The sequence below is a fragment of the Arthrobacter sp. MPF02 genome, assembly GCF_046605375.1.
Lineage (GTDB): Bacteria > Actinomycetota > Actinomycetes > Actinomycetales > Micrococcaceae > Arthrobacter.
Map to the genome: position 1 here is coordinate 2157028 of NZ_CP176772.1, position 24734 is coordinate 2181761.

The 24734-nt window shown below is 65.8% G+C and carries 24 protein-coding genes, 2 tRNA genes and 1 other RNA gene; 12 read left to right on the forward strand and 15 right to left on the reverse strand.

Going from position 1 to position 24734, the window contains the following annotated elements:
* The first annotated feature begins 64 nt into the window (after window positions 1-64).
* Together ACLH0K_RS10150 and ACLH0K_RS10155 are read left to right on the forward strand one after the other, a co-directional pair.
* Window positions 65-751: a mechanosensitive ion channel family protein gene (locus ACLH0K_RS10150; protein WP_411373495.1), complete on the forward strand. Its 687-nt coding sequence runs from the start codon at window positions 65-67 to the stop codon at window positions 749-751.
* Between the two features lie 2 nt (window positions 752-753).
* Window positions 754-1203, forward strand: coding sequence for a globin (locus ACLH0K_RS10155; RefSeq protein WP_411373496.1), 450 nt, complete (start codon window positions 754-756; stop codon window positions 1201-1203).
* A gap of 31 nt (window positions 1204-1234) precedes the next feature.
* On the opposite strand, the gene ACLH0K_RS10160 is transcribed toward ACLH0K_RS10155, so the two are convergent.
* The gene (locus ACLH0K_RS10160; RefSeq protein WP_411373497.1) at window positions 1235-1894 is read right to left on the reverse strand and encodes a hypothetical protein; all 660 of its coding nucleotides are present in this window, start codon (window positions 1892-1894) and stop codon (window positions 1235-1237) included.
* Between the two features lie 63 nt (window positions 1895-1957).
* Between ACLH0K_RS10160 and ACLH0K_RS10165 the strand changes: the two genes are divergently transcribed.
* The gene (locus ACLH0K_RS10165; protein ID WP_411373498.1) at window positions 1958-2938 is read left to right on the forward strand and encodes an acyl-CoA thioesterase; all 981 of its coding nucleotides are present in this window, start codon (window positions 1958-1960) and stop codon (window positions 2936-2938) included.
* A 107-nt stretch (window positions 2939-3045) separates the two neighbouring features.
* On the opposite strand, the gene ettA is transcribed toward ACLH0K_RS10165, so the two are convergent.
* From ettA to ACLH0K_RS10180, 3 genes are all read right to left on the reverse strand, one after another.
* Window positions 3046-4728: an energy-dependent translational throttle protein EttA gene (gene ettA / locus ACLH0K_RS10170; RefSeq protein WP_411373499.1), complete on the reverse strand. Its 1683-nt coding sequence runs from the start codon at window positions 4726-4728 to the stop codon at window positions 3046-3048.
* Between the two features lie 49 nt (window positions 4729-4777).
* Window positions 4778-5341: a DUF6993 domain-containing protein gene (locus tag ACLH0K_RS10175; RefSeq protein ID WP_411373500.1), complete on the reverse strand. Its 564-nt coding sequence runs from the start codon at window positions 5339-5341 to the stop codon at window positions 4778-4780.
* A 114-nt stretch (window positions 5342-5455) separates the two neighbouring features.
* Window positions 5456-6019, reverse strand: a complete 564-nt coding sequence (locus ACLH0K_RS10180) for a single-stranded DNA-binding protein (protein ID WP_411373501.1) — start codon at window positions 6017-6019, stop codon at window positions 5456-5458.
* Window positions 6020-6230: 211 nt separating this feature from the next.
* On the opposite strand from ACLH0K_RS10180, the gene ACLH0K_RS10185 reads away from it, so the two are divergent.
* Window positions 6231-6303 (forward strand) — tRNA-Arg (locus tag ACLH0K_RS10185).
* A 70-nt stretch (window positions 6304-6373) separates the two neighbouring features.
* Here the strand turns inward: ACLH0K_RS10185 and ACLH0K_RS10190 are convergent.
* A complete protein-coding gene (locus ACLH0K_RS10190; protein WP_411376459.1) occupies window positions 6374-7546 on the reverse strand; it encodes an ROK family protein in 1173 nt (390 codons plus the stop codon).
* A 177-nt stretch (window positions 7547-7723) separates the two neighbouring features.
* Here ACLH0K_RS10190 and xylA point away from each other — a divergent pair, with 177 nt between their 5' ends.
* Both xylA and xylB read left to right on the forward strand, forming a co-directional pair.
* Complete coding sequence (xylA, locus tag ACLH0K_RS10195) at window positions 7724-8911, forward strand: xylose isomerase (protein WP_411373502.1); 1188 nt, start codon at window positions 7724-7726, stop codon at window positions 8909-8911.
* Window positions 8912-8913: 2 nt separating this feature from the next.
* A complete protein-coding gene (xylB, locus tag ACLH0K_RS10200; RefSeq protein ID WP_411373503.1) occupies window positions 8914-10332 on the forward strand; it encodes a xylulokinase in 1419 nt (472 codons plus the stop codon).
* A 115-nt stretch (window positions 10333-10447) separates the two neighbouring features.
* Here the strand turns inward: xylB and ACLH0K_RS10205 are convergent, their stop codons facing one another.
* Genes ACLH0K_RS10205 through ACLH0K_RS10215 form a run of 3 tightly spaced genes read right to left on the reverse strand, consistent with a single transcriptional unit; the run spans window position 10448 to window position 13667 of the window.
* Window positions 10448-11287, reverse strand: a complete 840-nt coding sequence (locus ACLH0K_RS10205; protein ID WP_411373504.1) for a sugar phosphate isomerase/epimerase family protein — start codon at window positions 11285-11287, stop codon at window positions 10448-10450.
* A complete protein-coding gene (locus ACLH0K_RS10210; protein WP_411373505.1) occupies window positions 11284-12498 on the reverse strand; it encodes a dihydrodipicolinate synthase family protein in 1215 nt (404 codons plus the stop codon). Before ACLH0K_RS10210 ends, ACLH0K_RS10205 begins: the two co-directional genes overlap by 4 nt.
* Entirely contained in the window at window positions 12498-13667 is a 1170-nt protein-coding gene (locus ACLH0K_RS10215; RefSeq protein ID WP_411373506.1) for a Gfo/Idh/MocA family protein, read from the reverse strand. Before ACLH0K_RS10215 ends, ACLH0K_RS10210 begins: the two co-directional genes overlap by 1 nt.
* A gap of 172 nt (window positions 13668-13839) precedes the next feature.
* On the opposite strand from ACLH0K_RS10215, the gene ACLH0K_RS10220 reads away from it, so the two are divergent.
* Together ACLH0K_RS10220 and ACLH0K_RS10225 are read left to right on the forward strand one after the other, a co-directional pair.
* The gene (locus ACLH0K_RS10220) at window positions 13840-14919 is read left to right on the forward strand and encodes a LacI family DNA-binding transcriptional regulator (RefSeq protein ID WP_411373507.1); all 1080 of its coding nucleotides are present in this window, start codon (window positions 13840-13842) and stop codon (window positions 14917-14919) included.
* On the forward strand, window positions 14919-15806 hold the full coding sequence (locus tag ACLH0K_RS10225) for an alpha/beta hydrolase (RefSeq protein ID WP_411373508.1): 888 nt from the start codon (window positions 14919-14921) through the stop codon (window positions 15804-15806). Before ACLH0K_RS10220 ends, ACLH0K_RS10225 begins: the two co-directional genes overlap by 1 nt.
* A gap of 108 nt (window positions 15807-15914) precedes the next feature.
* Here the strand turns inward: ACLH0K_RS10225 and mptB are convergent, their stop codons facing one another.
* Complete coding sequence (mptB, locus tag ACLH0K_RS10230; protein ID WP_411373509.1) at window positions 15915-17474, reverse strand: polyprenol phosphomannose-dependent alpha 1,6 mannosyltransferase MptB; 1560 nt, start codon at window positions 17472-17474, stop codon at window positions 15915-15917.
* Between the two features lie 201 nt (window positions 17475-17675).
* Here mptB and orn point away from each other — a divergent pair, with 201 nt between their 5' ends.
* The 3 genes from orn to def all read left to right on the forward strand — a co-directional run bounded on the left by orn (window position 17676) and on the right by def (window position 19158).
* Window positions 17676-18263, forward strand: coding sequence for an oligoribonuclease (gene orn / locus ACLH0K_RS10235; protein WP_411376460.1), 588 nt, complete (start codon window positions 17676-17678; stop codon window positions 18261-18263).
* Between the two features lie 128 nt (window positions 18264-18391).
* Window positions 18392-18464, forward strand: a tRNA-His gene (locus tag ACLH0K_RS10240).
* A 121-nt stretch (window positions 18465-18585) separates the two neighbouring features.
* Window positions 18586-19158 (forward strand): peptide deformylase, encoded by a 573-nt coding sequence (gene def, locus ACLH0K_RS10245; RefSeq protein ID WP_411373510.1) that lies wholly within the window; start codon window positions 18586-18588, stop codon window positions 19156-19158.
* A 15-nt stretch (window positions 19159-19173) separates the two neighbouring features.
* Here def and ACLH0K_RS10250 read toward each other — a convergent pair whose 3' ends face one another.
* From ACLH0K_RS10250 to rnpB, 5 genes are all read right to left on the reverse strand, one after another.
* Window positions 19174-19971 (reverse strand): HNH endonuclease family protein, encoded by a 798-nt coding sequence (locus ACLH0K_RS10250; protein WP_411373511.1) that lies wholly within the window; start codon window positions 19969-19971, stop codon window positions 19174-19176.
* A 112-nt stretch (window positions 19972-20083) separates the two neighbouring features.
* Complete coding sequence (locus ACLH0K_RS10255; protein WP_411373512.1) at window positions 20084-20293, reverse strand: hypothetical protein; 210 nt, start codon at window positions 20291-20293, stop codon at window positions 20084-20086.
* Window positions 20294-20368: 75 nt separating this feature from the next.
* Complete coding sequence (locus ACLH0K_RS10260; protein WP_411373513.1) at window positions 20369-21811, reverse strand: glyceraldehyde-3-phosphate dehydrogenase; 1443 nt, start codon at window positions 21809-21811, stop codon at window positions 20369-20371.
* Between the two features lie 279 nt (window positions 21812-22090).
* Window positions 22091-22633 carry a TspO/MBR family protein gene (locus ACLH0K_RS10265; protein WP_411373514.1) on the reverse strand — a complete coding sequence of 181 codons (543 nt, stop codon included), beginning with the start codon at window positions 22631-22633 and terminating at the stop codon, window positions 22091-22093.
* A 44-nt stretch (window positions 22634-22677) separates the two neighbouring features.
* Window positions 22678-23070, reverse strand: an RNA gene (gene rnpB / locus ACLH0K_RS10270) — RNase P RNA component class A.
* A gap of 57 nt (window positions 23071-23127) precedes the next feature.
* Between rnpB and ACLH0K_RS10275 the strand changes: the two genes are divergently transcribed.
* Complete coding sequence (locus ACLH0K_RS10275) at window positions 23128-23892, forward strand: YaaA family protein (protein ID WP_411373515.1); 765 nt, start codon at window positions 23128-23130, stop codon at window positions 23890-23892.
* Between the two features lie 78 nt (window positions 23893-23970).
* Here ACLH0K_RS10275 and ACLH0K_RS10280 read toward each other — a convergent pair whose 3' ends face one another.
* On the reverse strand, window positions 23971-24708 hold the full coding sequence (locus tag ACLH0K_RS10280) for a zinc ribbon domain-containing protein (protein WP_411373516.1): 738 nt from the start codon (window positions 24706-24708) through the stop codon (window positions 23971-23973).
* Between the last annotated feature and the right edge of the window lie 26 nt (window positions 24709-24734).

Genomic DNA, 24734 nt, shown 5'->3' on the forward strand with positions numbered 1-24734 from the left:
CTTCACGCTACGGCGCTAGGGTTAATGCAGAACAGAGCCGCTCTTCAAGGAGTTTTTCCCACTTATGGTCAGCATGTTGTCAGTCCTGCCGTCCGCCGCCACCGACCCCGACGGGATCAGCGTCACGGGCATCGTGATCAGCCTCGGCGTCGGGGTCACCGTGTGGCTGGTGGCAACGTTCATCATCTCCCGGATCACGTCCCGGGTGGCGTCCGGAAGCAACTTCTTCAAAAATCGCACCTTCAAGTGGGTTGCCCCGGCCCTGCGTGCCCTGGACCACGAACGGCGGGTACAGCGCGCCGAAACCATCGGCTCGCTCCTGAACAGCGTGGTGGGTGTGCTGGTAGTGATCATCACGGGCATGTACGTGTTGCAGAACCTGGACATTAACATCGCCCCGCTGCTCACCAGCGTGGGAATCCTGGGTGTGGCCATCGGTTTCGGTGCCCAGCAGCTAATCCGTGACTTCCTTGCGGGCATCTTCATCACCATCGAGGACCAGTACGGCATTGGCGACGTCATTGAAACCAGCGAGGTTGTGGGCGTGGTGGAGTCCATGGGCTTGCGCATTACGCGGGTCAGGTCCGAGGATGGCGCCATCTGGTACCTCCGCAACGGCGAGATCCTGCGTGTGGGCAACCGCTCACAGGGCAACTACGTGCCGCCGGTGGAGACGCCGGACGCACCCGCCGGCCACGGCCTTGACCATGGAGCCGAGAACACCAAGACCCAGCAGAAAGCCGGAGAGTAGCAATGACCATTCCCATTGAGCCCCAGCGCCCGCAGCTGATGCAGAACGATCCCTTCAGCAAGCCCGGATATACCGACAACTTCTACGACGCCGTGGGCGGCCACGAAACGTTCGTGAAGCTCATCGATGTCTTCTACGACGGCGTGGCCACCGATCCCCTGCTGCGCCCAATGTACCCGGAGGAGGACCTGGAGCCGGCCAAGCGACGGTTCCTGATGTTCCTGGAGCAGTATTGGGGCGGCCCCACGACGTATGGCGAGGAGCGCGGCCATCCCAGGCTCCGGATGCGTCATATGCCCTTCAGGGTGACGCCCGAGGCCAAGGAGCGGTGGCTGTTCCACATGCGCCGGGCTGTGGACGCGCTGGAGCTGCCGCCGCTGTACGAAGGAACCCTTTGGGACTACATGGAGCGTGCTGCGCTCTCCATGGTCAACAGCCCGTCCGGGCAGTAAGGGCTTTCTGCCCCTCCCCGGAGGAAGCCGGTCAGAGCAGGCCGCTTCCGGTCCTGGCCAGGACGTGGCCGCGGTTGCCGGTCAGCCGGAACCAGCGGCCGGCCCGGTACAGTTTCTGGTCTCCGTCAGCCAGGAAGCCGAGGGCGAAGGCTGCGAAGGCGGCTCCCGCCGGCAAGCCGGAGCTGTCCAGTTCCCGTCCCCAGACGGCGGCCCGCGCATTGTTCACCATCAGTGCCCCCGGCTTGTCCGGCACGATGCCGGCAACTTCCGCTATTCCGGCCTCGGCGGCCTGCCGCAGCTCGGCGTCGCTGACTGAGCCCAGGAGTTCCCAGCCGCCGCGGGGAGCGCCCACTCCCGTCCAGGACTCGGTGACGGTGGTGGGGGGAACCTGGAGTTCGACGTCGTCTTCCCCTGCGCGGGCCAGCCGGTCCAGGACGGCCGACAGCGTCACCGTGACGTCCCTCGTGGACGGTTCCGCCAGTGCCATGGTGCGCAGGCCCAGGATGGTGGGCGTGGCTTCGCCGAGCACCCGCGGGCGGAGAACGCACACGTACGCCGCAAGGACGGAACCTGCGGCCTGCAGCCGGATGGCGCCGTCGTCAATCGCCTTGGCACGCGTGGTGAAGGTCTTCAGGTCGGCGAGATCGCGGGGATCAGCGAAGCGTAAGGACGAGGTGAGGAGATCAGACACACCAAGAACACTACCGGCTGGAGCTTTGTTGAGCAGTCCCGGGGCGCCGTCTAGAGTCGAACCATGACTGAAGCCGAAGCCGGACTCCTGGCGCCTCCGCAGGGCGACCCAACGTCGTCGCTGATCACGCTCCTTGACCTTGGCCAGCTGGAGGGGGCCCGCACCGACGAGGACATCTTCCTCGGCCCCTCGCAGCAGCAGCCGCACCACCGGGTCTTCGGCGGCCAGGTCCTGGCCCAGTCACTCATCGCCTCCACCCGCACCGTCGATCCTGAGCGTTTTGTCCACTCCATGCACGGCTACTTCCTGCGGCCGGGCGACGCCAACAAGCCCATCACGTTCGGCGTCCAGCGCCTTCGCGACGGCCGGTCGTTCTCGGCACGGCGTGTCCATGCGTACCAGGACGGCGTGCCCATCCTGTCCATGATCGCGTCCTTCCAGGGCGAGGACGAAGGCATCGAGCACGAGTCCGGGATGCCGGCAGGTATCCCCGATCCCGAGTCCCTGCCCTCCACCGCTGATCTGCTGGGAAAGTTCGACCACCCTGTGGCACGGCACTGGGCCTACGAGCGGCCCTTCGACATCCGGCATATCGATCCCCCGCTCTATGTCTCCGCGAAGGGCGCCAAGGAAGCGCGGAACGCGGTGTGGATGAAGACGTTCGGGCCGATGCCGGACAACCCCAACCTGCACCGGGCCGCCCTGGCCTACGCCAGCGACTACACGTTGCTTGAATCAATCCTCCGCAGGCACGGCCTGAGCTGGATCACGCCGGGGATGAACGTTGCCAGCCTCGACCACGCCATGTGGTGGCACCGCCCCGCCCGCGTGGACGAGTGGCTTCTTTACGTCCAGGAGTCCCCCAGCGCCCAGGGCGCACGGGGGCTGGCCACGGGCAAGATCTTCAACCGCGCCGGGCAGCACGTGGCGTCCGTGGCGCAGGAAGGCATGGTCCGGGTGCCCACCGATGTGAAAAGCAAAGTGGTGGGCGCCTTCCAGTCCAAGGTGCTGGAGCACCAGATCCGCAAGGCTGTGCGCGACTGACAGCTCCGGGGGGTCTTTTGCGAGGGCGAAGACCAGGGCACAGCAGACACCGGGCATGAAGGAGGCCGGCACCCGTGCGGGTGCCGGCCTCCTTGTGTTGCCTGTGACTAGTCGCGCGTCAGGCGGCGGTGGGTCACGCGGTGCGGCTTGGCGGCATCGGGACCAAGGCGCTCCACCTTGTTCTCCTCATAGGATTCGAAGTTGCCCTCGAACCAGTACCACTTGGAGGGGTTCTCCTCGTCGCCCTCATAAGCAAGGATGTGGGTCGCCACCCGGTCCAGGAACCAGCGGTCGTGGGAAACCACAACGGCGCAGCCGGGGAACTCCAGCAGCGCGTTTTCCAGGCTGCTGAGCGTCTCGACGTCGAGGTCGTTGGTGGGCTCGTCAAGCAGCAGCAGGTTGCCGCCCTGCTTTAGGGTCAACGCGAGGTTGAGCCGGTTGCGCTCACCGCCGGAGAGCACGCCGGCTTTCTTCTGCTGGTCAGGCCCCTTGAAGCCGAACGCGGCAACATACGCGCGGGATGGCATCTCCACCTGGCCCACCTGGATGAAGTCGAGCCCGTCGGACACTACCTCCCACAGGGTCTTGTTGGGGTCGATGCCGCCGCGGCTCTGGTCCGCGTAGGAGATCTTGACAGAATCGCCGATCTTCAGGTCGCCGCCGTCCAGCGGTTCCAGGCCCACGATGGTCTTGAACAGCGTGGTCTTGCCGACACCGTTCGGACCGATCACGCCCACAATGCCGTTGCGCGGCAGGCTGAAGGACAGCCCGTCGATCAGGACCCGGTCCTCGAAGCCCTTCTGCAGGTTCTTAGCCTCCAGGACCAGTCCGCCCAGGCGCGGTCCCGGCGGGATCTGGATTTCTTCGAAATCAAGCTTGCGGGTACGGTCGGCCTCGGCGGCCATCTCCTCGTAGCGCGCCAGGCGGGCCTTGGACTTGGTCTGGCGGCCCTTGGCGTTCGAGCGGACCCACTCCAGTTCCTCGGCGAGGCGCTTGGCCTGCTTGGCGTCCTTCTTGCCCTGGATCTCAAGGCGGGCACGCTTCTTCTCCAGATAGGTGGAGTAGTTGCCCTCGTACGGGTACAGGTGTCCGCGGTCCACCTCGGCAATCCACTCAGCCACGTGGTCAAGGAAGTACCGGTCGTGCGTGACCGCCAAAACTGCGCCCGGGTAGGTGGAGAGGTGCTGTTCGAGCCACAGGACACTCTCGGCGTCCAGGTGGTTGGTGGGCTCGTCGAGGAGCAGCAGGTCCGGCTTCTGCAGGAGGAGCTTGCAGAGTGCAACGCGGCGGCGTTCACCACCGGAAAGGTTTGTAACGTCGGCATCCGCGGGCGGGCAGCGGAGGGCGTCCATGGCCTGTTCCAGCTGGGAGTCGAGGTCCCAGGCGTCGGCGGCGTCAATGGCTTCCTGGAGCTTGCCCATCTCCTCGAGGAGGGTGTCGTAGTCCGCGTCCGGGTTTGCCATTTCTTCGGAGATTTCGTTGAAGCGCTGGATCTTGCCGTAGATTTCGCCCACGCCTTCCTGGACGTTGCCCAGGACTGTCTTTTCCTCGTTCAGCGGCGGCTCCTGCAGCAGGATGCCCACGGTGTAGCCCGGGCTGAGCCTGGCCTCGCCGTTGGAGGGGGTGTCGAGCCCGGCCATGATCTTGAGGATGGTGGACTTACCGGCACCGTTCGGGCCCACAACACCGATCTTGGCGCCCGGGAAAAAGGACATGCTTACGTCATCAAGGATGAGTTTTTCACCAACGGCCTTGCGGGCCTTGGTCATTGTGTAGATAAATTCCGCCATGCTTCCAAATCTAGTGGGTGGGCGGGCTTATCTCATATTTGCGGCGGAATCAGGACCCTACAAAGCACTTCCCGCTGGCGAGCACGGGAAGGACCGTGACCATGACGGTCCCTTCCCGAACCTGGCCGATAACGCAGTCGCTGCCCTGCAGCACTGCGGCTTCAATTGCATCAGCCTCCAGCCCCGTGGGGGTGCGGCTCTGTGAGACCTGGAGCGCACCGGACGCGAAGCCCGCAGCGGTCAAGGCATCGGTGACCTGGGAAGTCGCGGGCTTCGGTGTTCCGGCGGCCAGTTGGGTCAAGGTATCCGTCACTGTCCGCCTGACAGTTTCCGTGGCTGCAGCATCCGGCGCCGGCGGTTGTGCAGAAGTGTTCGCGAGCGCCTCACCGGTGGTGCCGGCCGACGGTTCCGCCGCGGGGGCCGGCGGCTCGGAGATGTGGGATGTTGGCCTAGGGGCCGGAACTGTGGGAGCCGGAGTGCAGGCGGCAGCGGCAGCAGCCAGGACAGCGGATGCGGCGAGACCGGCCAGCGGGCGGAGTCCTGGAAAGGGTGGGGGGGTTACCAGTGAAGCACCGGCCGTGGACTTCTGCCGGGTATCAGGGGTAGGCCGCATGCTGTCATTCTGCCATGGGCGGCATCAGGGGTTTTGCATCCTGGGCGGACAAGGCGAGGCCGGGGGTGCCTGGCCTTGTCCGCCCAGAAACCTGTGGCAGCGTCTATGGCGTTCCTAGACTCCTGATTCGGCGAGCTCCCCCGTTTCCAAGTCGAGGGAAACGATGCCACCGTCACTGTCCTCGATGACGACGGAAGGATGCCCGTCGTCATCGGGCTGTCCCTCCTCATGGTCCTCTGGTTCGTCCATGGGCTCGTCCATAACGCCCGGGTGCTCGTTGTCCGGGACGCGGGGCGGCTCCACGAGGGAAAGGACAGGCTTTGACGAAGTGCGGGTGAAATTGGCCGACCCGAAGGTGAGGTCATGCCCTACGCCAACGGCGTCGATGATAGTGGAGTGGTAGACACGCCCATCCTTCTCCCACGTGCTGAGTTTCAGCCTGCCGACCACGATGACCGGCTGGCCCTTCCTGATACTGCAACCGATGGTTCCCGCAAGCTGGCGGTAGCCCTTCACGGTGAACCAGTTGGTGTGCCCGTCCACCCATGACTTGGTTGGCTCATCAAAGCGGCGTGAGGTGACGCCGACGCGGAAGGATGCCGTGGCGGTTCCGCCGGTAGTGGTGGAGCTCGTTACTTCCGTGGCCACAAACCCACGGATGGTGATCAAGTCTTTCATCTTCACGTCCTGTCTCAATGTTGTGCCTTGCAGGCAGAACCAGCATGGCTCTCCGCCCCAGCTGCCGGGAGGACAGGATTCGCGTATGTGCACAACCAGGGCCCGAATGGAACTGTGGAGGACCAGTGGGCGCCCCCGCAGGTCAGTGACAGCGCCCCGACTCCCGGCAATGTAGACTTTTTGAGGCGCCGGTCCTGTTCCGGACGCACCCGCCTCAGTAGCTCAGGGGATAGAGCAGCGGCCTTCTAATCCGCCGGTCGGGGGTTCGATTCCCTCCTGGGGCACACGTGAGGAAAGCCCCCGGTCTTTGAACCGGGGGCTTTCCTGTCTTTGCCTCTTTAGCGGGCTGCCGGCCTACTGCTGCAGCAGGTGGGGCGCGTCGATCAGCGAGCGGACCACGCTGCCGGCGGCACCCAGCAGCGCACCGGCCTGGCCCAGGGTCGAAGCGGTGACCTGTCCGGGCGGAAGCCTGCCGGGCGCATGTTTCTCGAGACTTGCGAGGAGGGGCTCGCGGAGCCACGGGTCAATGACGGCGAAGTGCCCGCCGAGGACCACGGCGCCGATGTTCACCACACGGGCGGTAGAGGCGAGTGCCACTCCGAGGTAGCGGCCGGCGCGCTCCACGCTGGACAGCGCGGAAGGAACTCCGGATTGCAGCTCCTGCACCAGCACGGCCATTGACTGGGACCGCGTCCGGGCGTCCGCATCGATACCGGCAGCGACAAAAATCGCCTCCTGGCCCGCCACGGTCTCCAGGCATCCGGCTCCGCCGCAGGAACAGGGCATTCCGTCCGGCTCAACCACCACGTGCCCCACTTCGCCGGCATGGCCCTCCGGGCCGGTGAACAGTTCCCCGCCGATGACGAGGCCTCCGCCCACGCCTACCTCACCTGAAACAAACAGGAAGGTGGAGCTGCCGGAGGGCCGGTGCCGCACTTCGGCCAGCGCGGCCGCGTTGGCTTCGTTGAACAGCGAAACCCCTAGCGGCGTATCCGGCAGCAAGGCATCGAGGTCCAGGTCAACGTCGCTCCAGCCCAGGTTGGGCGCGGTGATAACGCGGGCGGCTGCCGCGTCCACCAGCCCCGGCACCGCGAGGCCGCCGCCGAGCACCTGCACACCGCTGCCTGCCGCTTCAGCGCGTACTTGGGCGGCGAGGCGGGCAAGCGCGGCAAGCACAGTCCCCGCAGCGGCGGGGCGGTTGTCCCGCTCCTGCGTCTCGAGGGCCAGCAGGTTGCCCGTCAGATCCGTAACTCCGGCCGAGATGTAGTCGACGTTGATCTCCATACCCAGGACAGCCCGGGCAGAGTTCAGTTCAAGTCCCACCCCGGGCCTCCCCCGCCCCTGCTGGCTGAGGCCTACCTCGCGGATGACCCCGGCGTCCAGGAGATCGAGTACCAGGCTTGAGACCGAAGCCTTGGTGAGGCCCGTGGCGCCGGCCACCTGCGCCCGGCTGGGGTGCACCCCGGCGGGAGCGTAAGCGATCCTGCCCAGCACCAGCGCCAGGTTGCTCCGACGGACGTCGCCCATGGTGCCGGGCCCGGCCGCCTCTGATGCGGCCAGGGGGGATGCCGTTGCCACAGGGTGCTCCTTCATGGACTCAGAATTCGTGTCTGGTTGCTGTTGACTCACCCTACGTCGACTCATATAGTTTAGGCAATAAACTATTGCCGCCCGAGCGGCGGTACTGACTGCAAGGACGCATCAATGACTCTCTCTCCCACTCCTGCTGACAAGTTCACTTTTGGTTTGTGGACGGTTGGCTGGACCGGTGCCGACCCGTTTGGTGTTGCCGCCCGTGCCGCCCTTGATCCGGTGGAAGCGGTGCACAAGCTCGCCGAGCTGGGCGCGTACGGCATCACCTTCCATGACAATGACCTGGTGCCGTTCGAGGCAACGGCCTCCGAGCGGGACCTGATCCTGAAGAACTTCACGGCGGCCCTGGCCGAGACCGGCCTGAAGGTTCCCATGGTCACCACCAACCTGTTCAGCCACCCGGTGTTCAAGGACGGCGGGTTCACCTCCAACGACCGCTCCATCCGCCGCTTCGCGCTGGCCAAGGTGCTGCACAACATCGACCTCGCCGCCGAGCTCGGCGCCGAAACGTTCGTCATGTGGGGCGGACGCGAGGGCAGCGAATACGACGGGTCCAAGGACCTGTCCGCGGCCCTGGACCGGATGAAGGAAGGCGTGGACACCGCCGCCGGCTACATCAAGGACAAGGGCTACAACCTGCGCATCGCCCTGGAGCCCAAGCCCAACGAACCCCGCGGGGACATCTTCCTGCCCACCGTCGGACACGGCCTGGCCTTCATCGCCCAGCTCGAACACGGCGACATCGTGGGCCTGAACCCCGAAACCGGGCACGAGCAGATGGCAGGGCTGAACTTCACCCACGGCATCGCCCAGGCCCTGTGGGCAGGCAAACTCTTCCACATCGACCTCAACGGCCAGCGCGGCATCAAGTACGACCAGGACCTCGTCTTCGGCCACGGCGACCTCACCAGCGCCTTCTTCACCGTCGACCTACTCGAAAACGGCTTCCCCAACGGCGGGCCCCGCTACGAAGGCCCCCGCCACTTCGACTACAAGCCCTCCCGCACCGACGGCTACGACGGCGTCTGGGAATCGGCCAAGGCCAACATGTCCATGTACCTGCTGCTGAAGGAACGCGCCCTGGCCTTCCGCGCAGACCCCCAGGTCCAGGAAGCCCTCGCCACCTCCGGCGTCTTCGAGCTCGGCGAAACCACCCTCGCCGCCGGCGAAACCACCGCCGACCTGCTCAACGACCCCGCAGCATTCGAGGACTTCGACGCCGACAAGGCCGCCGAACGCTCCTTCGCGTTCATCCGCCTCAACCAGCTCGCCATCGAACACCTCCTCGGCGCCCGCTGACCATGGCACTGGTAGCAGGCATCGACAGCTCCACCCAGTCCTGCAAGGTGGTGATCCGCGACGCGGATACCGGGCAGCTGGTCCGCCAGGGGCGTGCGTCGCACCCCGACGGGACGGAGATCCATCCGGACCGCTGGTGGGAGGCACTGCAGGAAGCCATCGCACAGGCAGGCGGCCTGGACGATGTGGCAGCAGTATCAGTGGCAGGACAGCAGCATGGGATGGTCTGCCTGGATAGCGATGGACAGGTAGTCCGCCCCGCCCTGCTCTGGAACGACACCCGGAGCGCGGTTGCCGCAGAGAAGCTGGTCAAGACCGCGGGTGACGGAGACGCCTTGGCCGGTGCCCGGTACTGGGCAGAGGCTACCGGCACCGTCCCCGTGGCGTCGCTGACGCTGACAAAACTGCAGTGGCTGGCGGACAACGAACCCGAAAACGCCTCCCGGGTGGCCGCGGTGTGCCTCCCCCACGACTGGCTGACGTGGCGGCTGCAGGGGTACGGCCCGGGCAGCGGGGAGGCGGGGCTGAAGGCCCTCACCACTGACCGCTCGGACGCCTCGGGCACCGGGTACTTCTCCACGGCGGAGGGCAAGTACCTGCCCGAGGTTCTGTCCGCGTCCCTTGGCCATGTTCCTGTTCTTCCGAGGGTCCTCGGCCCCTTGGAGGCAGCGGGGACGTCAGCGGCCGGCAGCCTCCTGGCCGCCGGCGCCGGGGACAACGCTGCGGCCGCGCTGGGCGCAGGCGCGCAGTTGGGCGACGTCGTGATGTCCCTGGGCACGTCCGGCACGGTCTTCGCCGTCTCCGAAACGCCTGCTGCCGACGCTTCAGGGCTTGTTGCCGGCTTCGCGGACGCTGCCGGCCACTACCTTCCGCTGGTGTGCACGCTGAACGCCACCCGTATCTTCGACGCCACGGCGGCGCTGCTCGACGTGGACCTGGCAGGGTTCAACGAACTCGCACTGTCCGCGGAGCCGGGAGCGGGCGGGCTGACGCTCGTGCCCTACTTCGACGGCGAGCGCACGCCCAACCTGCCCGACGCCAACGGGTCCCTGCACGGCATCACCCGGGCAAACTACACGCCGGCCAACCTGGCGCGCGCCGCCGTCGAAGGTGTGGTCTGCTCGCTGGCCGACGGCCTGGCCGCGCTGCAGGAGCAGGGGGTCGTCGCCCGGCGCGTCCTCCTGGTGGGCGGCGGTGCCCAGTCACCGGCAGTCCAGGAGGCGGCCGCGCAGCTGCTGGGGCTTCCCGTCTCCGTCCCCCGTCCCGGGGAGTACGTGGCCGACGGCGCCGCCCGCCAGGCCGCCGCGGCACTCAACGGACAATTTCCGGCGTGGGTGCCCGACGCCGTCGACCATTCCTTGCAGAAGGACGACGGCGGCGTGCTGGCGAGGTACCGCCGCTTCGCCGCCCTGCACACGTAGGAAGGCAAAAGGACCCGGACCGTGCACTGCACGGTCCGGGTCCTTTTTATATGGGGCGCAGGCTCCTGCCGTGACGTAGCAGGAACCTGCGGTCTGTACAGTCATCCGTACGGTGTCAGGCGTACGGAAGGACGAGCTCCGCGTAGCGTTCCTTCACCGTGGACAGGACAGTGTTGCCGTCGGTGTCCCAGATGTCCTGGTTGAAGATTTCCACCTCGATGCCGCCGGTGTAGCCGGCGTCGCGCACCCAGGTACCGATCGTGGCGAAGTCCACCACGCCGTCACCCATGTATCCGCGGGACAGCAGCGGATCGGCGGCGATGGGCATGTTGAAGTCACACACCTGGTAGGAGGCGATCCGGTTTTCCCGCCCCGCCCGCTCGATTTGCGCCTTCAGTTCCGGGTCCCACCACACATGGAACGTGTCGACGGCGACGCCCACCGTTGACGCTTCGAACGGCGCGGCCAGGTCAAGGGCCTGGCCGAGGGTGGAGATGAGGGCACGGTCCGCCGCGTACATCGGGTGCAGCGGCTCGAGCACCAGCCTGACGCCGTTTTCCCGGGCGAAGGGTACGAGGTCGGCCAGCCGGTCCGCCACGCGTTGCCGTGCTGCCACCACGTCCTTCTCGCCCGGCGCAAGGCCGCCGACCACGAGGAAGAGTTCCCGGGTGTCCAGTGCAACGGCCTCGAGGATGGCTGCGCGGTTGTCCGCCAGGGCGGCGGCCTGCCCTTCGGCATCAGCGGCGGTCAGGAAACCGCCTCGGCACAGGGACGAGACCCGGAGCCCGGCGTCCTTGATCAGGCGGGCAGCCTTGTCCAGCCCGGCTTCCTCCACCCGGTCGCGCCAGGGGCCGATGGCCATGATCCCGGCGTTGACGCAGCCCTCGACAACCTGCGCCAGCGTCCACTTCTTGGTGGTGGCGCTGTTGATGGACAGGCGGGAGAAGTCGCTCATACCCCCACCCCGTTGATGCGCAGGAAGTCGGACATCCGGAAGGCGGCCAGTGCCGGGTCCTTCAGCAGTCCGGCTTTGTCCGCCAGTTCGAACGTCTTGGCCAGGTGGCAGACTGACCGGCCTGAGTGCAGCCCGCCGACCATCTGGAAACCGGGCTGCTTGCCGTTGAGCCAGGACATGAACGCGATGCCGGTCTTGTAGTAGAACGTGGGGGCGCTGAAGATGTGCTTGCCCAGTTCACGGGTGGAGTCCAGGATTTCGCGTGCCTTGGCGGTGTTGCCGGCGTCGTAGTTCTGCAGCGCAACCGAGGCGGCCGGGTAGATCGCGGCGAAGATGCCCAGCAGGGCGTCCGAGTGGTGCGTGCCGTCGCCGTCGATCAGTTCCGGGTAGTTGAAGTCGTCGCCGGTGTAGAGGCGGACGCCTTCGGGCAGGGCGGCACGGAGGGCAACCTCGTGGCTTGCGTCGAGCAGCGACACCTTGACGCCGTCAACCTTGTCCGCGTTCTCCTTGATGAGGTTCAGGAACGTTTCGGTGGCAGCTGCAACGTCATCCGAACCCCAGTAGCCCGCGAGGGCAGGATCAAACATGGTGCCGAGCCAGTGCAGGATAACGGGCTGGTCCACTTCCTGCAGCAGGGTGGAGTAGACCTTCAGGTAATCCTCGGGGCCGCCGGCCACCTTGGCGAGGGCACGGGATGCCATGAGGATGACCTTGGGCCCTGCCTCGCTGATGACGGCAATCTGCTCGCGGTATGCCTCCAGGACGGCCTTGATGCCCGCTTCCCCTGCGGGCAGTGTGTCGATGTCCAGCTGGTCGGTGCCGGCGCCGCAGGAGACGAGGTCCCGGACGGTCTTTCCGGCGGTTGCGGGGTTGCCGGCGGACACCACGGAGGCGGCTTCCACGCCGGTCCTCTTGATGAGCTGCTGGGTGGCTGGCCAGTCAAGGCCCATGCCGCGCTGGGCGGTATCCATGGCATCGGCGACGCCCAGGCCGTAGGACCACAGCTCATGGCGGTAGGCCATGGTGGTGTCCCAGTCGAGCCGGGCCGGGGTGCCGGCGGTGTTGTCCGCGAGGACTTCGGGGATGACGTGCGCGGCGGCGTAGGCCCGGCGGGCCGTCAGCGGCGCGGTGGGGCGGGCCCAGGCGGTGGCGCCCTGCAGGCGGTATTCCCGGGTGCCGCCGTCGGCGGAAGGAAGGATGAGCGAGGTCATTAAAGGGTGATCTCCGGAATGTCGATGGTGCGGCGCTCGTCGTTGGACTGCAGGCCGAGTTCTGCCAGCTGGACGCCGCGGGCTGCGGACAGGAGGCCGAAGCGGTGTTCACGGCCGGCGACGACGTCACGCAGGAATTCTTCCCACTGCAGCTTGAAGCCGTTGTCCAGTTCGGCGTTGGCGGGCACTTCCTGCCACTGGTCCCGGAAGGATTCGGTGACGGGCAGGTCCGGGTTCCACACGGGCTTGGGCGTGTGGGCGCGCTGCTGGGCGACGCACTTGTTCAGGCCGGCAACGGCGGAGCCGTGCGTGCCGTCCACCTGGAACTCGACAAGTTCGTCGCGGTAGACACGGACCGCCCAGGAGGAGTTGATCTGGCCGATGACCTGGTCGCCGCCTGGGGTTTCGAGTTCGAAGATGCCGTAGGAGGCGTCGTCCGCGGTGGCCTTGTATTCCTTGCCGGCCTCGTCCCAGCGGGCGGGGATGTGGGTGGCGGTCTTGGCGTTGACGCTCTTGACCTTGCCGATGATGCCTTCCAGGACGTAGTTCCAGTGGCAGAACATGTCCGTGGTCATTCCGCCGCCGTCTTCCTTGCGGTAGTTCCAGGACGGACGCTGCGCGGCCTGGACGTCTCCTTCGAAGACCCAGTAGCCGAATTCGCCGCGGATGGACAGGATGCGGCCAAAGAAGCCTTCGTCCACCAGGCGGCGCAGCTTGACCAGGCCGGGCAGGTAGAGCTTGTCGTGCACTACGCCTGCCGTGACGCCGGCTTCCTTGCCGATCCGGGCCAGCTCGATGGCCTCCTCCAAAGTTTCGGCCGTGGGCTTCTCGGTGAAGATGTGCTTGCCCGCCAGCATGGCCTTTTTGAGCGTGGCGGCACGAAGGCTGGTCATAGAGGCGTCAAAGACGATGTCCACGGTGGGGTCGTTTATGACCGCGTCCAGGTCCGTGGTCCACTCGGCAACCTTGTGCTTTTCGGCGAGTTCGCGGATCTTGGCCTCATTGCGGCCCACCAGGATGGGCTCGACCTGGATGCGGGTGCCGTCTTCGAGGGTGAAGCCGCCGGCGTCGCGGATGGGCAGGATGGAGCGCAGCAGGTGCTGGCGGTAGCCCATGCGGCCGGTGATGCCGTTCATGGCGATACGGATTGTTTTTGTTTCGAAGCCCATGTGTCCTCCACGGTGAGTGAGCAGTTTTACTCAAGCCAGATTGGGAAAGCGCATTCCCGCTTCATCAATGATGCACCTCCCAGCAGTTGTTGGCAAGCGCTTTCCGAAAGCAGGTCCAGACTGCCATAATGTGGTAACCGTTTCATTGCCCCATCTACGCCCAGGAGACGCTGTGGCTGCAAGCACCCTTACGGAGGTGGCCCGGCTGGCCGGGGTGTCCCCCGCCACCGCCTCCCGCGTTCTGAATGGCTCCGCCCGCAAACCCGGCAAGGACATTGCCGAGCGGGTTCGGCAGGCCGCCGATTCATTGGGCTACATTCCCAACGCCCAGGCCCAGGGGCTGGCCAAATCCAGTTCCGGCCTTATTGGCCTGATCGTCCACGACATCGCCGACCCCTATTTCGCTGCCATTGCCCGCGGGGTCCAGGAGGCAGCCCGCGGGCAGCGGAAGATGGTGCTGCTCGCAACCACGGGCGGAGCCCCTGCAGAAGAGAAGGAAGCCGTGGCGGCGTTTGCCGCCCGGCGCGCCGATTCGATCGTGATAGCCGGATCGCGTTCATCACGGGAAGAGGACCAGGAAGACAACGCCGAACTCGCCGCCGAACTCGACAGGTACTGCCGCAACGGCGGCCGCGTCGCCGTCGTCGGGCATCCCGTGGTGGGCGCCACGGCGCCCGAGGGGTATCACGTCCTGGCCGTGCCCAACCAGGAACTCGCCGGCGTGCTGGCCAGGGAGTTGGCCGCTGGATGGGACGGCGACTTCGTGATTATAGCCGGGCCGGAAGGACTGTTGACTTCCGATGACCGCGTCCAAGGGTTCCAGGACGGACTCGCCGGCGCCGGACGGGCGCCCGCCGCAATCCTGCGCACCCAGTTCAACCGTGCCGGCGGCTACGAGGCCGGGCTCAAGCTGGCGGCGCGCATCAAGGGCGAAGGAGACGGGACGGGCGAAACTGGCCGGAAGCTGTGCATTTTCGCAGTGAACGACGTGATGGCTATCGGCGCGGCAGCCGCGCTGCGTGCGGAAGGGCTGCGGATACCCCGGGACGCCACCATCGCCGGTTTTGACGATATCGAGACGCTGCGGGATTTCCGCCCCGCACTCTCCACCGTGCGCCTGCCCCTTGAGGAGATCGGCCGGCTCGCCACCCGTGCAACGGCACCGGCAGCCGAGGGGCACGATTCGGACGGCCCTCTTCCGCAGTCGATCACGGGCGAGGTTACCCTGCGGCGCAGCACCGAGGCGGCGTGATGGCAATCAACCTGACAACGGTTCCAGCCGATGGAGAAGCCGGGGACGGCGCCCGGCCCGCAGTCCTGATCCTTCCCGGCGGTGGCTACGCCCGGCAGGCCGACCATGAGGCCGAACCGGTTGCCGGGTGGCTTGCCGGGCTGGGCATCCACGCCTTCGTCCTGCGCTACCGCGTGGCGCCGCACCAGCACCCGGCGCCCCTGGAGGACGCCAAGGAAGCGATGCTGTACATCCGCAACGGCGCACACGGCCTGCAGGTGGACCCGGAACGCGTGGGTGTCCTGGGATTCTCCGCCGGCGGCCACCTCGCCGCCACCCTGTCCACGGCTGCCGCCACCGGCCTCCCCGACCTGGATATCCCTGGCACAGTTCCGGACCTCAGCATCCTTTGCTACCCCGTGGTGTCCCTGACCAAAGAAGTCCACCAGGGGTCAGTGGACAACCTCCTGGGCTTGTCGCCGTCGTCGTCTCTGCTGGCGTCGCTCTCACCGGACCTCCAGGTGGGCACAGACACGCCGCCGGCCTTCCTGTGGCACACCGCCGACGACGAAGCCGTCCCGGTCAGCCACAGCCTCCGTTATGCAGGGGCCCTAATGGCGGCAGGGGTGCCGGCCGAACTGCACGTCTTCCAGAATGGCCGGCATGGCCTGGGCATGGCGGACGGGGAACCGGGCCCGGCGCAATGGACTGCCCTATGCGCGGGGTGGCTGCAGCGTGCCGGCTGGACACCGGATACAAGCATTGCGCAGGCGGCATCCGGCAGCGCAGGGCAGCAACCTGCTGGGCACAGTGGCTGCCCTGTCTGGGGGTCCTCCGGGTACCCGACGTGCGGCGGATCGTTGCCGCCGCTGTTTCCCGAAGTCCTTTCATGTCCGGGGACCAGCTGAGGAACACCATTTGGAACTGTGGCGTGGCTCGTCGCAAAAGCATGCCGAGGCAATGAGCCCGCTCTCGTGCCGGGAGTCGACGCGGGCCCTTACCGCAGCACGGCGCAACTAGATGACGGGACGCTCGACGACGGCCCCGCCGGTTTTGCGGAACAGGTGCTTGGTCTGTCGATCCCAAAAGACCAGGTAGAGGCCGAACAGCAGCCCCGTGAGCGCAGCCGCCACCCTCGCCAGGGCCAGCGCGAAGCCGAGGTCTTCCGTCTGGAGGTAGGGGAAAACTTCCAGCTGGTCTGATATTGCGTAGATCATGAAGAAGGACACCACAAAGTAGAGGGCCTTCACCTGCCAGTCGTTCCGGATCCCCGTGACGGCGAACAGCGGAATCAGCCATACCACGTACCAGGCCTGGATGATCGGGGCCAGCAGGACCACTGCGGCGAAGGCCAGGGTCAGGCGCCGCATGAGCCTGTCGTAGTCGCCGCGGAAAATCTGCCACGCCACGATGGCCACCGCAAGCAGTTTGCCGGCGTCGAAAACCCAGCCTTCGGGGACGGTTCCGTCCAGGCCGAACGAGTTGGCCAGGGATTCAACCACCATGCCTATCAGTCCGACGGGCGCGTACCAGATGGAAATACTTCCCGGGGCGGAAAGTCCGTTGATCCAGCCGAACCCGAAGCCGTTGACGAGCGCCATCAGGGTGAGCAGGCCGAGGCTCAACCCTGCGGTCAGCACCCAGAATGTGAATTCCCGCAACCAACCTGCCCGGCGGCCTGCCCAGAGCAGCCCGATGAACGGCAGGAAGACGATGGTGATGGGCTTCACTGCTATGGACAGCGTTACCAGGACTACGCCCCGGACCACCCGCCGGGTGGCTGAGTAGTACAGGCCGGCCAAGGCCAGGCCGATCATCAGCGCATCGTTGTGGACGCTGGCGATGAAGTTCGTCAGGAACAGGGGGTTGGCTGCAGTAAGCCATAGCGCGCGGTGCGGGTTGATTCCGTGCAGTTCGGCGAGCCTGGGCACATAGAGGACACAGAGGACGACACCGGCCAGGGCAACCAGCCGGAACAGCATGACGCTGGCTTCCGGATGGACATTGGTGGACCACACCACGAGCTGCTCAATCCACAGGAAGAGCTGGCCGTAGGGAACCGGCGCTTCCGTCCACATCTTGTCCGCGCCCAGCTGGAAGTAGTTGGACAATGCGGAAATGCCGTTTTCGTAAGGGTTGAAGCCCTCCACCATCAGCCGGCCCTGGCCGATGTATGCGTAGACGTCCCGGCTGAACAAAGGCACGCAGAACATCATGGGCAGGCCCCAGGCCACCACCGCCTTGAGCGTTGCCCTGCGTGCCTGGCTGCCCCAGACGTGGACGATCTGCCCCAGCCGCAGCCACGCCCGCACCAGCAGCATCGCGCCCACGGCCAGCAGCACAATGGACAGCGCCACACCCGCAGCTTCGGCCCGCATCCAGATGAACAAAGGCATCCGGCGCAGCTCCGAGACCGGAGCGAGCCAGCCCACTCCAAACGATCCAATGAGGAGGAACATGGAGCCTGCAAAACCGGCCAGCAGCGGTGAGCGGGGGTTGTCCATTTCGGCGCCGCCTGCTGTTCCGGCAGGGGCGGCCATCGCCAGCTCCTCCGCGGCAGGCATGGGCGCCGTCATCTCAGGATTGTCCAATCTATTTTGCGTTTGCGCGGCTTTGTGCCGGCGGGCCGCAAAGACCGGCCGGGCGCATTTTTCGTTGACAGCAGGGCGACCCGCCACGTACCCGAAATCCTAGCACCGGCCGGATGCGTGGAGGTGTAACGGTAGGCTGGTCCGGTGCCTATAACTAACGAAAGAATCGTCTGGATTGACTGCGAGATGACCGGCCTGGACATCAAGAACGACGCTTTGATCGAAGTGGCGGCCCTGGTGACCGATTCCGAGCTGAACATCCTCGGGGACGGCGTGGACGTGGTCATCAAGCCCGACGATGCGGCGGTGGCCCAGATGAGCGATTTTGTTCGGGACATGCACACAAAGTCCGGCCTGTTGAAGGAACTCCCCGCCGGCAAAACCATGGCAGAAGCGGAGGCTGCAGTGATGGAGTACATCGCTGAATGGTGCCCGGAGCCGCGGAAGGCACCGCTGGGCGGCAACTCGGTCGGCACGGACCGGGTTTTCCTGTCGCGTGACATGCCGAGCGTGGTGGAGCACCTGCACTACCGTGTCATCGATGTCAGCACCATCAAGGAGTTGTCCCGCCGCTGGTACGCCAGGGCGTACTTCCAGTCCCCCGCCAAGAAGGGTGGCCACCGCGCCCTCGGTGACATCAAGGACTCGATCGACGAACTCCGCTACTATCGCGAGGCCGTTTTTGTTCCGGCCCCGGGACCTGACAGCGCCACCGCCCAGCAAATCGCCCGGCGCATCACTTCCGGACAGGCCGCGCCGCTTCCTGAACTGTAATCTGCGCCACGTTCACAGGAATTTTTCCAGAAAAGACCGAAAGTGGACAAAGCACCCGAAAAGAGCAGGTAGGATATTTGAGTTGCCTTCCCAGGGAGCCGGTCAGCCGGCCAGGGTAGACAAACATGGTGGGCGTAGCTCAGTTGGCAGAGCGCCTGGTTGTGGTCCAGGAGGTCGCGGGTTCAACCCCCGTCGCTCACCCTCACCGGGACGGTTAAGACCGTCCGCAAGGAGGCCGTACCGGATATCCGGTACGGCCTCCTTGCTTTTGCAGCACTGCCCTGGCCATCGTGTCCGGGCCGGAAGCCGAAGGACCGCAAACATGACTGTTCTGCCGATCACCATTTGGGGTGAGCCCGTACTGCACCGCCGCGCTTCCGAAGTGGAAGTGTTCGACGACGACCTGCGCACCCTGATTGCCGACATGTTCGAAACCAACGACGCCGCCAACGGCGTAGGCCTTGCAGCTCCCCAAATCGGGGTGGGCAAGAGGATTTTTGTCTACAAGTACGCAAATGACGATGGTGCTCCCCCATCCGGGGTTGTGGTTAACCCTGTCCTGACGCTGTCCAAGATCTCCGGCGCCGCTCCGGATCCGGATGAGGAAGAGGAAGGGTGCCTGTCCTTTCCGGGGGAACAGTACCCGCTCAAGCGGGCCGAGTGGGCCCGGGTGGAGGGCTTCGACGGGTTCGGACAGCCCGTTAGGTTCGAGGCTACGGGCTGGTTCGCCAGGGTCATCCAGCACGAGTACGACCATCTGGACGGCAAGCTTTACGTCAACCGGCTGATGGACCGCTATTCCCGAAAGGCGATGAAGCAGGCCAAGAAGAACGGCTGGGGAGTTCCGGGGCTGACCTGGATGCCCGGCGTCGACCCGGACCCCTTCGGTCACTAGCCCTCTGGCGGCGCGTCAGCCGGACTGGATGGTCTGCTGGTCCGGGCAGGCGGCGAGGACGCGCTTCATTGCGTCCTTTTCGGCTTCTGTCACCCACAGGCTGTAGGCGGCTTTGACTGTGATTTGCCGCGCTATGTAATGGCACCTGATGGCTTTGTTTTTGGGCAGCCAGGTGGCTGCGTCCCCGGCGCCTTTCTGCTGGTTCGAAGGGCCGTCCGCCGCGATGAGATTCATCGGATCGTTGGCCAAGCGTTGGCGCTGGGCGGGAGTCAGCCGCTGGGCGCCTTTCTGCCAGGCATCCGCCAGCGGCACCACATGGTCGATCTGCACTGCGCGGCTGCTCTCCGCACCGCGGCGGAATTCGACGATTTGCGATGTGTACGGCTCGTGAAAACGGCCGGCGGCCACCCTGCATGCTGATCCCTCGCTGAAGACGACATCTTCCAGGTCGCGGCGCAGGATATCGTTGCGGGTGTCGCAGCCGTTCCGGTCCACATCAAGCCACGCCTGGCCGAAGTCCTCCCGGTTGTAGCCAGTCTGGGCGGCGCGGCCTTTCACCGGAAGTTTTTCCAGCGCATCGAGGGCACGCCCACCGGGCACCCGGTTGACGGGAACTACGGGCTTCATCCATCGGGGGTCGACGACGGGTACCTCGGTGGGTCCTGCCGGCGCCGGTTCGGCCAGCGCAAACTGGCCTGCAGTGAAGAACCATCCCAGCGCGGCCAGGGCGGCGGCCGCGGCCAGGGCCAGTATTGCCCAGGCCTGCCTGGAGCGGCGCCTGGCCCGCCGGTAGGCGGACCAGCTCAGGGTCATGTGGTTCCCGCCCTGCGGCCGATGTCCTGCACCAAGCGAGCCTAAGACACCGGTTTGTTCCCTGCCCTGATTTCCACAGTGTTGAGGGAAAGTGAAGGACCACCCCGGGCGGTTACTGTTCCCGCATCACCCGGCGCAGGTCTTCTTCCGCGATGGCCAGGAGCCCCTCAAGCTGGCGTACGCGCTCTTCGGTGACGTCCCCGGTTTTCAGTCCCGCCCGTGCCCCCTCCAACAGGCGCAGCGCCTCTTTGTGGTTGGCTTTGGCGACGTCGAGGGCGTGTTCAAGAGTGGTGTCGTGCTGGAGCGTCGAATCTTTTTCCATGCCATTAGTGTGGTCCCGATTCCCGGCTGATTCCAGAGAACCAGCCGGGAATCCGCGGGACCGGCAAGAGAGGCGCTAGACGGCGATGGCGGCCAGTGCCTTGGCGCTTTCCTTGGCGGGATAGGCCGGCGGGTTCACTCCTGCCATTTCTTCCATGACGCGGATGACCTGGCAGCTGTAGCCGAATTCGTTGTCGTACCAGACGTAGACCACGAGGTTCTTGTCCGTGGAGACGGTGGCAAGGCCGTCCACGATCCCGGCACGGCGGGACCCGACGAAGTCGGTGGAAACAACTTCGGGGGAATCGATGTAGTCGATCTGTTTGCGCAGGTCCGAGTGCAGGGACATCTCGCGCAGGTAGTTGTTGACCTCGTCCTTGGTGGTTCCGTTTTCCAGGCTCAGGTTCAGGATGGCCAGCGAAACGTCCGGGGTGGGGACCCGGATGGAGCTGCCGGTGAGCTTGCCCAGCAGTTCCGGCAGGGCTTTCGCCACGGCCTTCGCCGCACCGGTCTCGGTGATTACCATGTTCAGCGCCGCCGAGCGGCCGCGGCGGTCGCCCTTGTGGAAGTTGTCGATCAGGTTCTGGTCATTGGTGAAGGAGTGGACGGTCTCCACGTGGCCGTGGACCACACCGAACTTGTCGTTGAGGGCCTTCAGGACCGGGGTGATCGCGTTCGTGGTGCATGACGCGGCGGAGACGATCTTGTCCGTGTCCTCGATGGTGCCGTGGTTGATGCCGTGCACGATGTTCTTCAGCTCGCCCTTGCCCGGAGCGGTGAGCAGGACCCGGGCCACGCCCTTGCTCTGCAGGTGCTGGGACAGTCCCTCGGCGTCCCGCCAGCGGCCGGTGTTGTCCACCACCAGGGCGTCCTTGATCCCGTAGGCGGTGTAGTCGATGGTGGCGGGGTCGTTCGAGTAGATGACCTGGATCCGGACGCCGTTGGCCGTGATGGTGTTGGCTTCCTCATCCACCCGGATGGTGCCTTCGAAGGACCCGTGGACCGAGTCGCGGCGCAGCAGGCTGGCACGCTTGAGCAGGTCGTTGTCCGAGCCCCTCCGGACCACGATGGCGCGCAGGCGCAGGCCGTGTCCGCCGCCTGCCTTTTCGATCAGCAGGCGGGCCAGGAGCCGGCCAATCCGGCCGAAGCCATAGAGCACGACATCGGTGCTGGTGCGGTCGTCAGCACCGCGCTTGCCCACGATGTCGGCGAGCTCGGAACGCAGGAACTCCTCGAGGGTGGCGCCGTTGCCCTCCTCCTTAAACTTCTGGTTCAGCCGGGCGATGTCGATCGCGGCCGCACCCAGCTCCAGCTCCGCCAGGCTGTTCAGCAGCGGCGCGGTTTCCTCCAGCAGCAGCTCGTCCTTGCTCATCCGGCGCGCGAAGCGGTGCGCCTTGAGGATGTTCATGGTGGACTTATTGATCAGGCTCCGGCCATGGATGCTGGTCACCACGTTGTTTTCGCGGTACAGCCGGCCAATCACCGGAATCATGGCCTCGGCGAGGGCCTCCCGGCCCATCCACGTATCAAGACAAGAATCTGACGTCTGGCTCACAGAAATACCTTCCTCGGTTCAGCCGCATACGTCCTCGTACGCGGATGTCGGCCACCGGATGATGTCCAGGGGCGCCCGCGCCTGCAGGGTTCGGCCCCCAGGCGCTTTGGATCGTTCGCAAAGAAAAACCGCCGGCTGCGAACGCAGATTTCCGGCGGAAGAACCCCTACGTCCGGTAACTATTCTAGGTTGGCCGGCCTGCCGGAAAAGGCTTGTGTCGCGTGAAGTCACTCACACGTGCCCCTAGTTGTGCAGGGCGGAGTACAGGTTAAGGCTGGCGGAAAATACCACCCAGGAGAAGTACGGCAACAAGAGCAGCCCGGCGCCCGCGCTGACCGGGCCGAACCGCAGGATCAGGAAGACCAGCGATATCGCCAGCCCGCTGATGACAATGAAGGCCGCCCAGAGCGCGGCAGTTCCCAGCACCGGATACAGGCCGAAGAACGTCACGGGCCAGCCCGCATTCAGCACCAGCTGGACAACATAGGCAGCCAGGGCCGCGCCGGTCAGCGCGTTCTTCCGCCACACCAGCCAGGCTGCGACGGCGACGCCGGCATAGAGCATCAGCCACACGGACCGGAACATCCATCCCGGCGGCATCCAGGGCGCCTTCACGGAGTCGGCGAACCAGCCGGCGGAATGCAGGATGATCGGGATGGAAGCCATGGCCCAGGCGGCAAACGAGAGCGCGAAGAACCCCAGAAGGGCAAGCACCTGCCGGGCGCGGCCGGCAGCACGCAGCCGGCCCGTTCCATCGGCCGGTTCCGGCTCAGTATTTGCGGGCACGGTTCAGGATTCCCAAACAGAGCTTTCCAGGTCAATTCTAAGAGTGGACGGGACAGCCGATACGCCGGGTTCTGTGCCTCCCGTTCCGTTGCCGGAACGGGAGCGACGGCCATCCATCTACGAGTACCGTTGCCGGCACCCTCCAGCGGCCTACCCGGACACTCGGGCGGGCAGCCCTCGAACGTGTCCTGTCTGGCCTTGCTCCGGGTGGGGTTTACCTAGCCTCCCCGGTCACCCGGGAAGCTGGTGGTCTCTTACACCACCGTTTCACCCTTACCTGTTTCGTGCCGCTTTCAAACCGGCGCGACCCAGGCGGTCTGTTCTCTGTGGCACTTGCCTGCGGGTTACCCCGAGTGGGCGTTACCCACCACCCTGCCCTGTGGAGCCCGGACGTTCCTCGAGCCACTTGCGTGACGCGCGGCCGCCTGGCTGTCCCATCCACACACCAGTCTACCGGCGCGGAGCACGGCTCCGGCCGCCGGTAGGATCGGACGGTGCTGATTCTGCTTCCCCCTTCCGAAGGCAAGACTCCTGCGGTCCGGGGTTCCGCCATCGACTGGTCTTCTTTAGCGTTCCCTGAGCTCAACCCCTATAGGGCGAAGGTGCTGGACGCGCTGGGAACCGTGAGCGCCCACGAGGACGCCCTCGCATTGCTGGGAGTGGGCGCCTCACTGCGGGACGACGTCGAACGCAATACCCGGCTTCACGAGGAGCCGGCAGCGCCCGCGCACAGGATCTACTCGGGCGTCCTCTACGACGCGCTCGGTTATCGAAGCCTGACCCCCAACCAGCGGCGCAAGGCGGACGAGGCCGTGCTGGTTGTGTCGGCACTGTGGGGCGCCATCAGGTTTGGCGACAGCGTGCCCGCCTACCGGCTGTCCATGGGAACCGCACTGCCCGACGTCGGACGCCTCGCCCCGTTCTGGAAGCCGGTCCTGGCCGATGCGCTGCAAGCCGCAACCCGCGGGCACCTGCTGGTGGACTGCCGGTCCAGCACCTACGCAGCCGCGTGGGCACCGCCGTCGGGACAGACCGTGGCGGTCAACGTGTTCACGGAGGCCAACGGAACGCGGAAAGTGGTGAGCCACTTCGCCAAGCACACCCGGGGCGAACTCGCCCGGCACCTGCTGGTACGCCGGGGCAAGGCCCCGGAGACGCCCGAGCAGCTCGTCAAGGCAGCCGGGGAGAAGTGGGACGCCGAGCTTGTCCCGGCGTCAGGGCGGAAACCGCACGCCCTCAACATTATTCTGCAGGGCTGACTTTCCCGCCCCCCCAACTGGGTAGCACCAAGTGTCGTTTTGAGCGTCCAAAACGACACTTGGTGCTACCTGGTTGGGTCAGGACCACTCGTCCGAGCGGACCAGGATGGCACCGGAGTCCGGGCAGAAGACGACGTCGTCTGCGGACGCGGCCTTGATCTCCGCGAGGTCGCCGGGGCTCAGTTTCATGCCGGAAGCCTCGGATGTGCCGTGGAAAAGCCGGGCGGCGCCGACGCCACGCTTGGCAAGGGTCTTTTCGTAGACCGCCAGCAACGCGGCATCCAGCCCCTGCGCAAAGGCGTCCCGCCGGGCACCCACTTCCGCAGCTTCGGCGTCAACGGCAGCCAGGGCTTCATCAATTTCGGCCCGTATGGTGCTGAACGATCCCTGGATGTCGTCCACGATTGCCTGCTGGGCGGCCTGGCGTTCCCGAAGGGTATCGAGCCGCTCGAGGACCTCCAGTTCCACGTCCTCCAGGTCGGAGCGGCGCTTGTTGAGGGAAGCAATGTCCTTTTGCAGGGCAACGAGGTCCTTTGACAGTCCGGTGCCGCTGTTCAGCCGCGCTTCATCCCGCTCGATCCGTCCGGCGACCTGTTCCACGTCAGCTTCGGCGCGCTTCAGTTCAGCCTCGGCGTCGTGGACTGCCATCTTCGCGGCCCCCAGTTCGCCGTTGGCCACCGAAAGGGCGGCTTCCAGGTCTTTGATCCGCGGATCCCCTTCAAGCGCGCGGCGCCGGCTGGCGAGGGATTTCAGCTTGGCGTCCAGCCCCTGCAGATCGAGCAACTTCAACTGTTCTGCCGGTGCTGCCTTCGCCACTGTTACCTCCGCTTGTTTCCCTACCG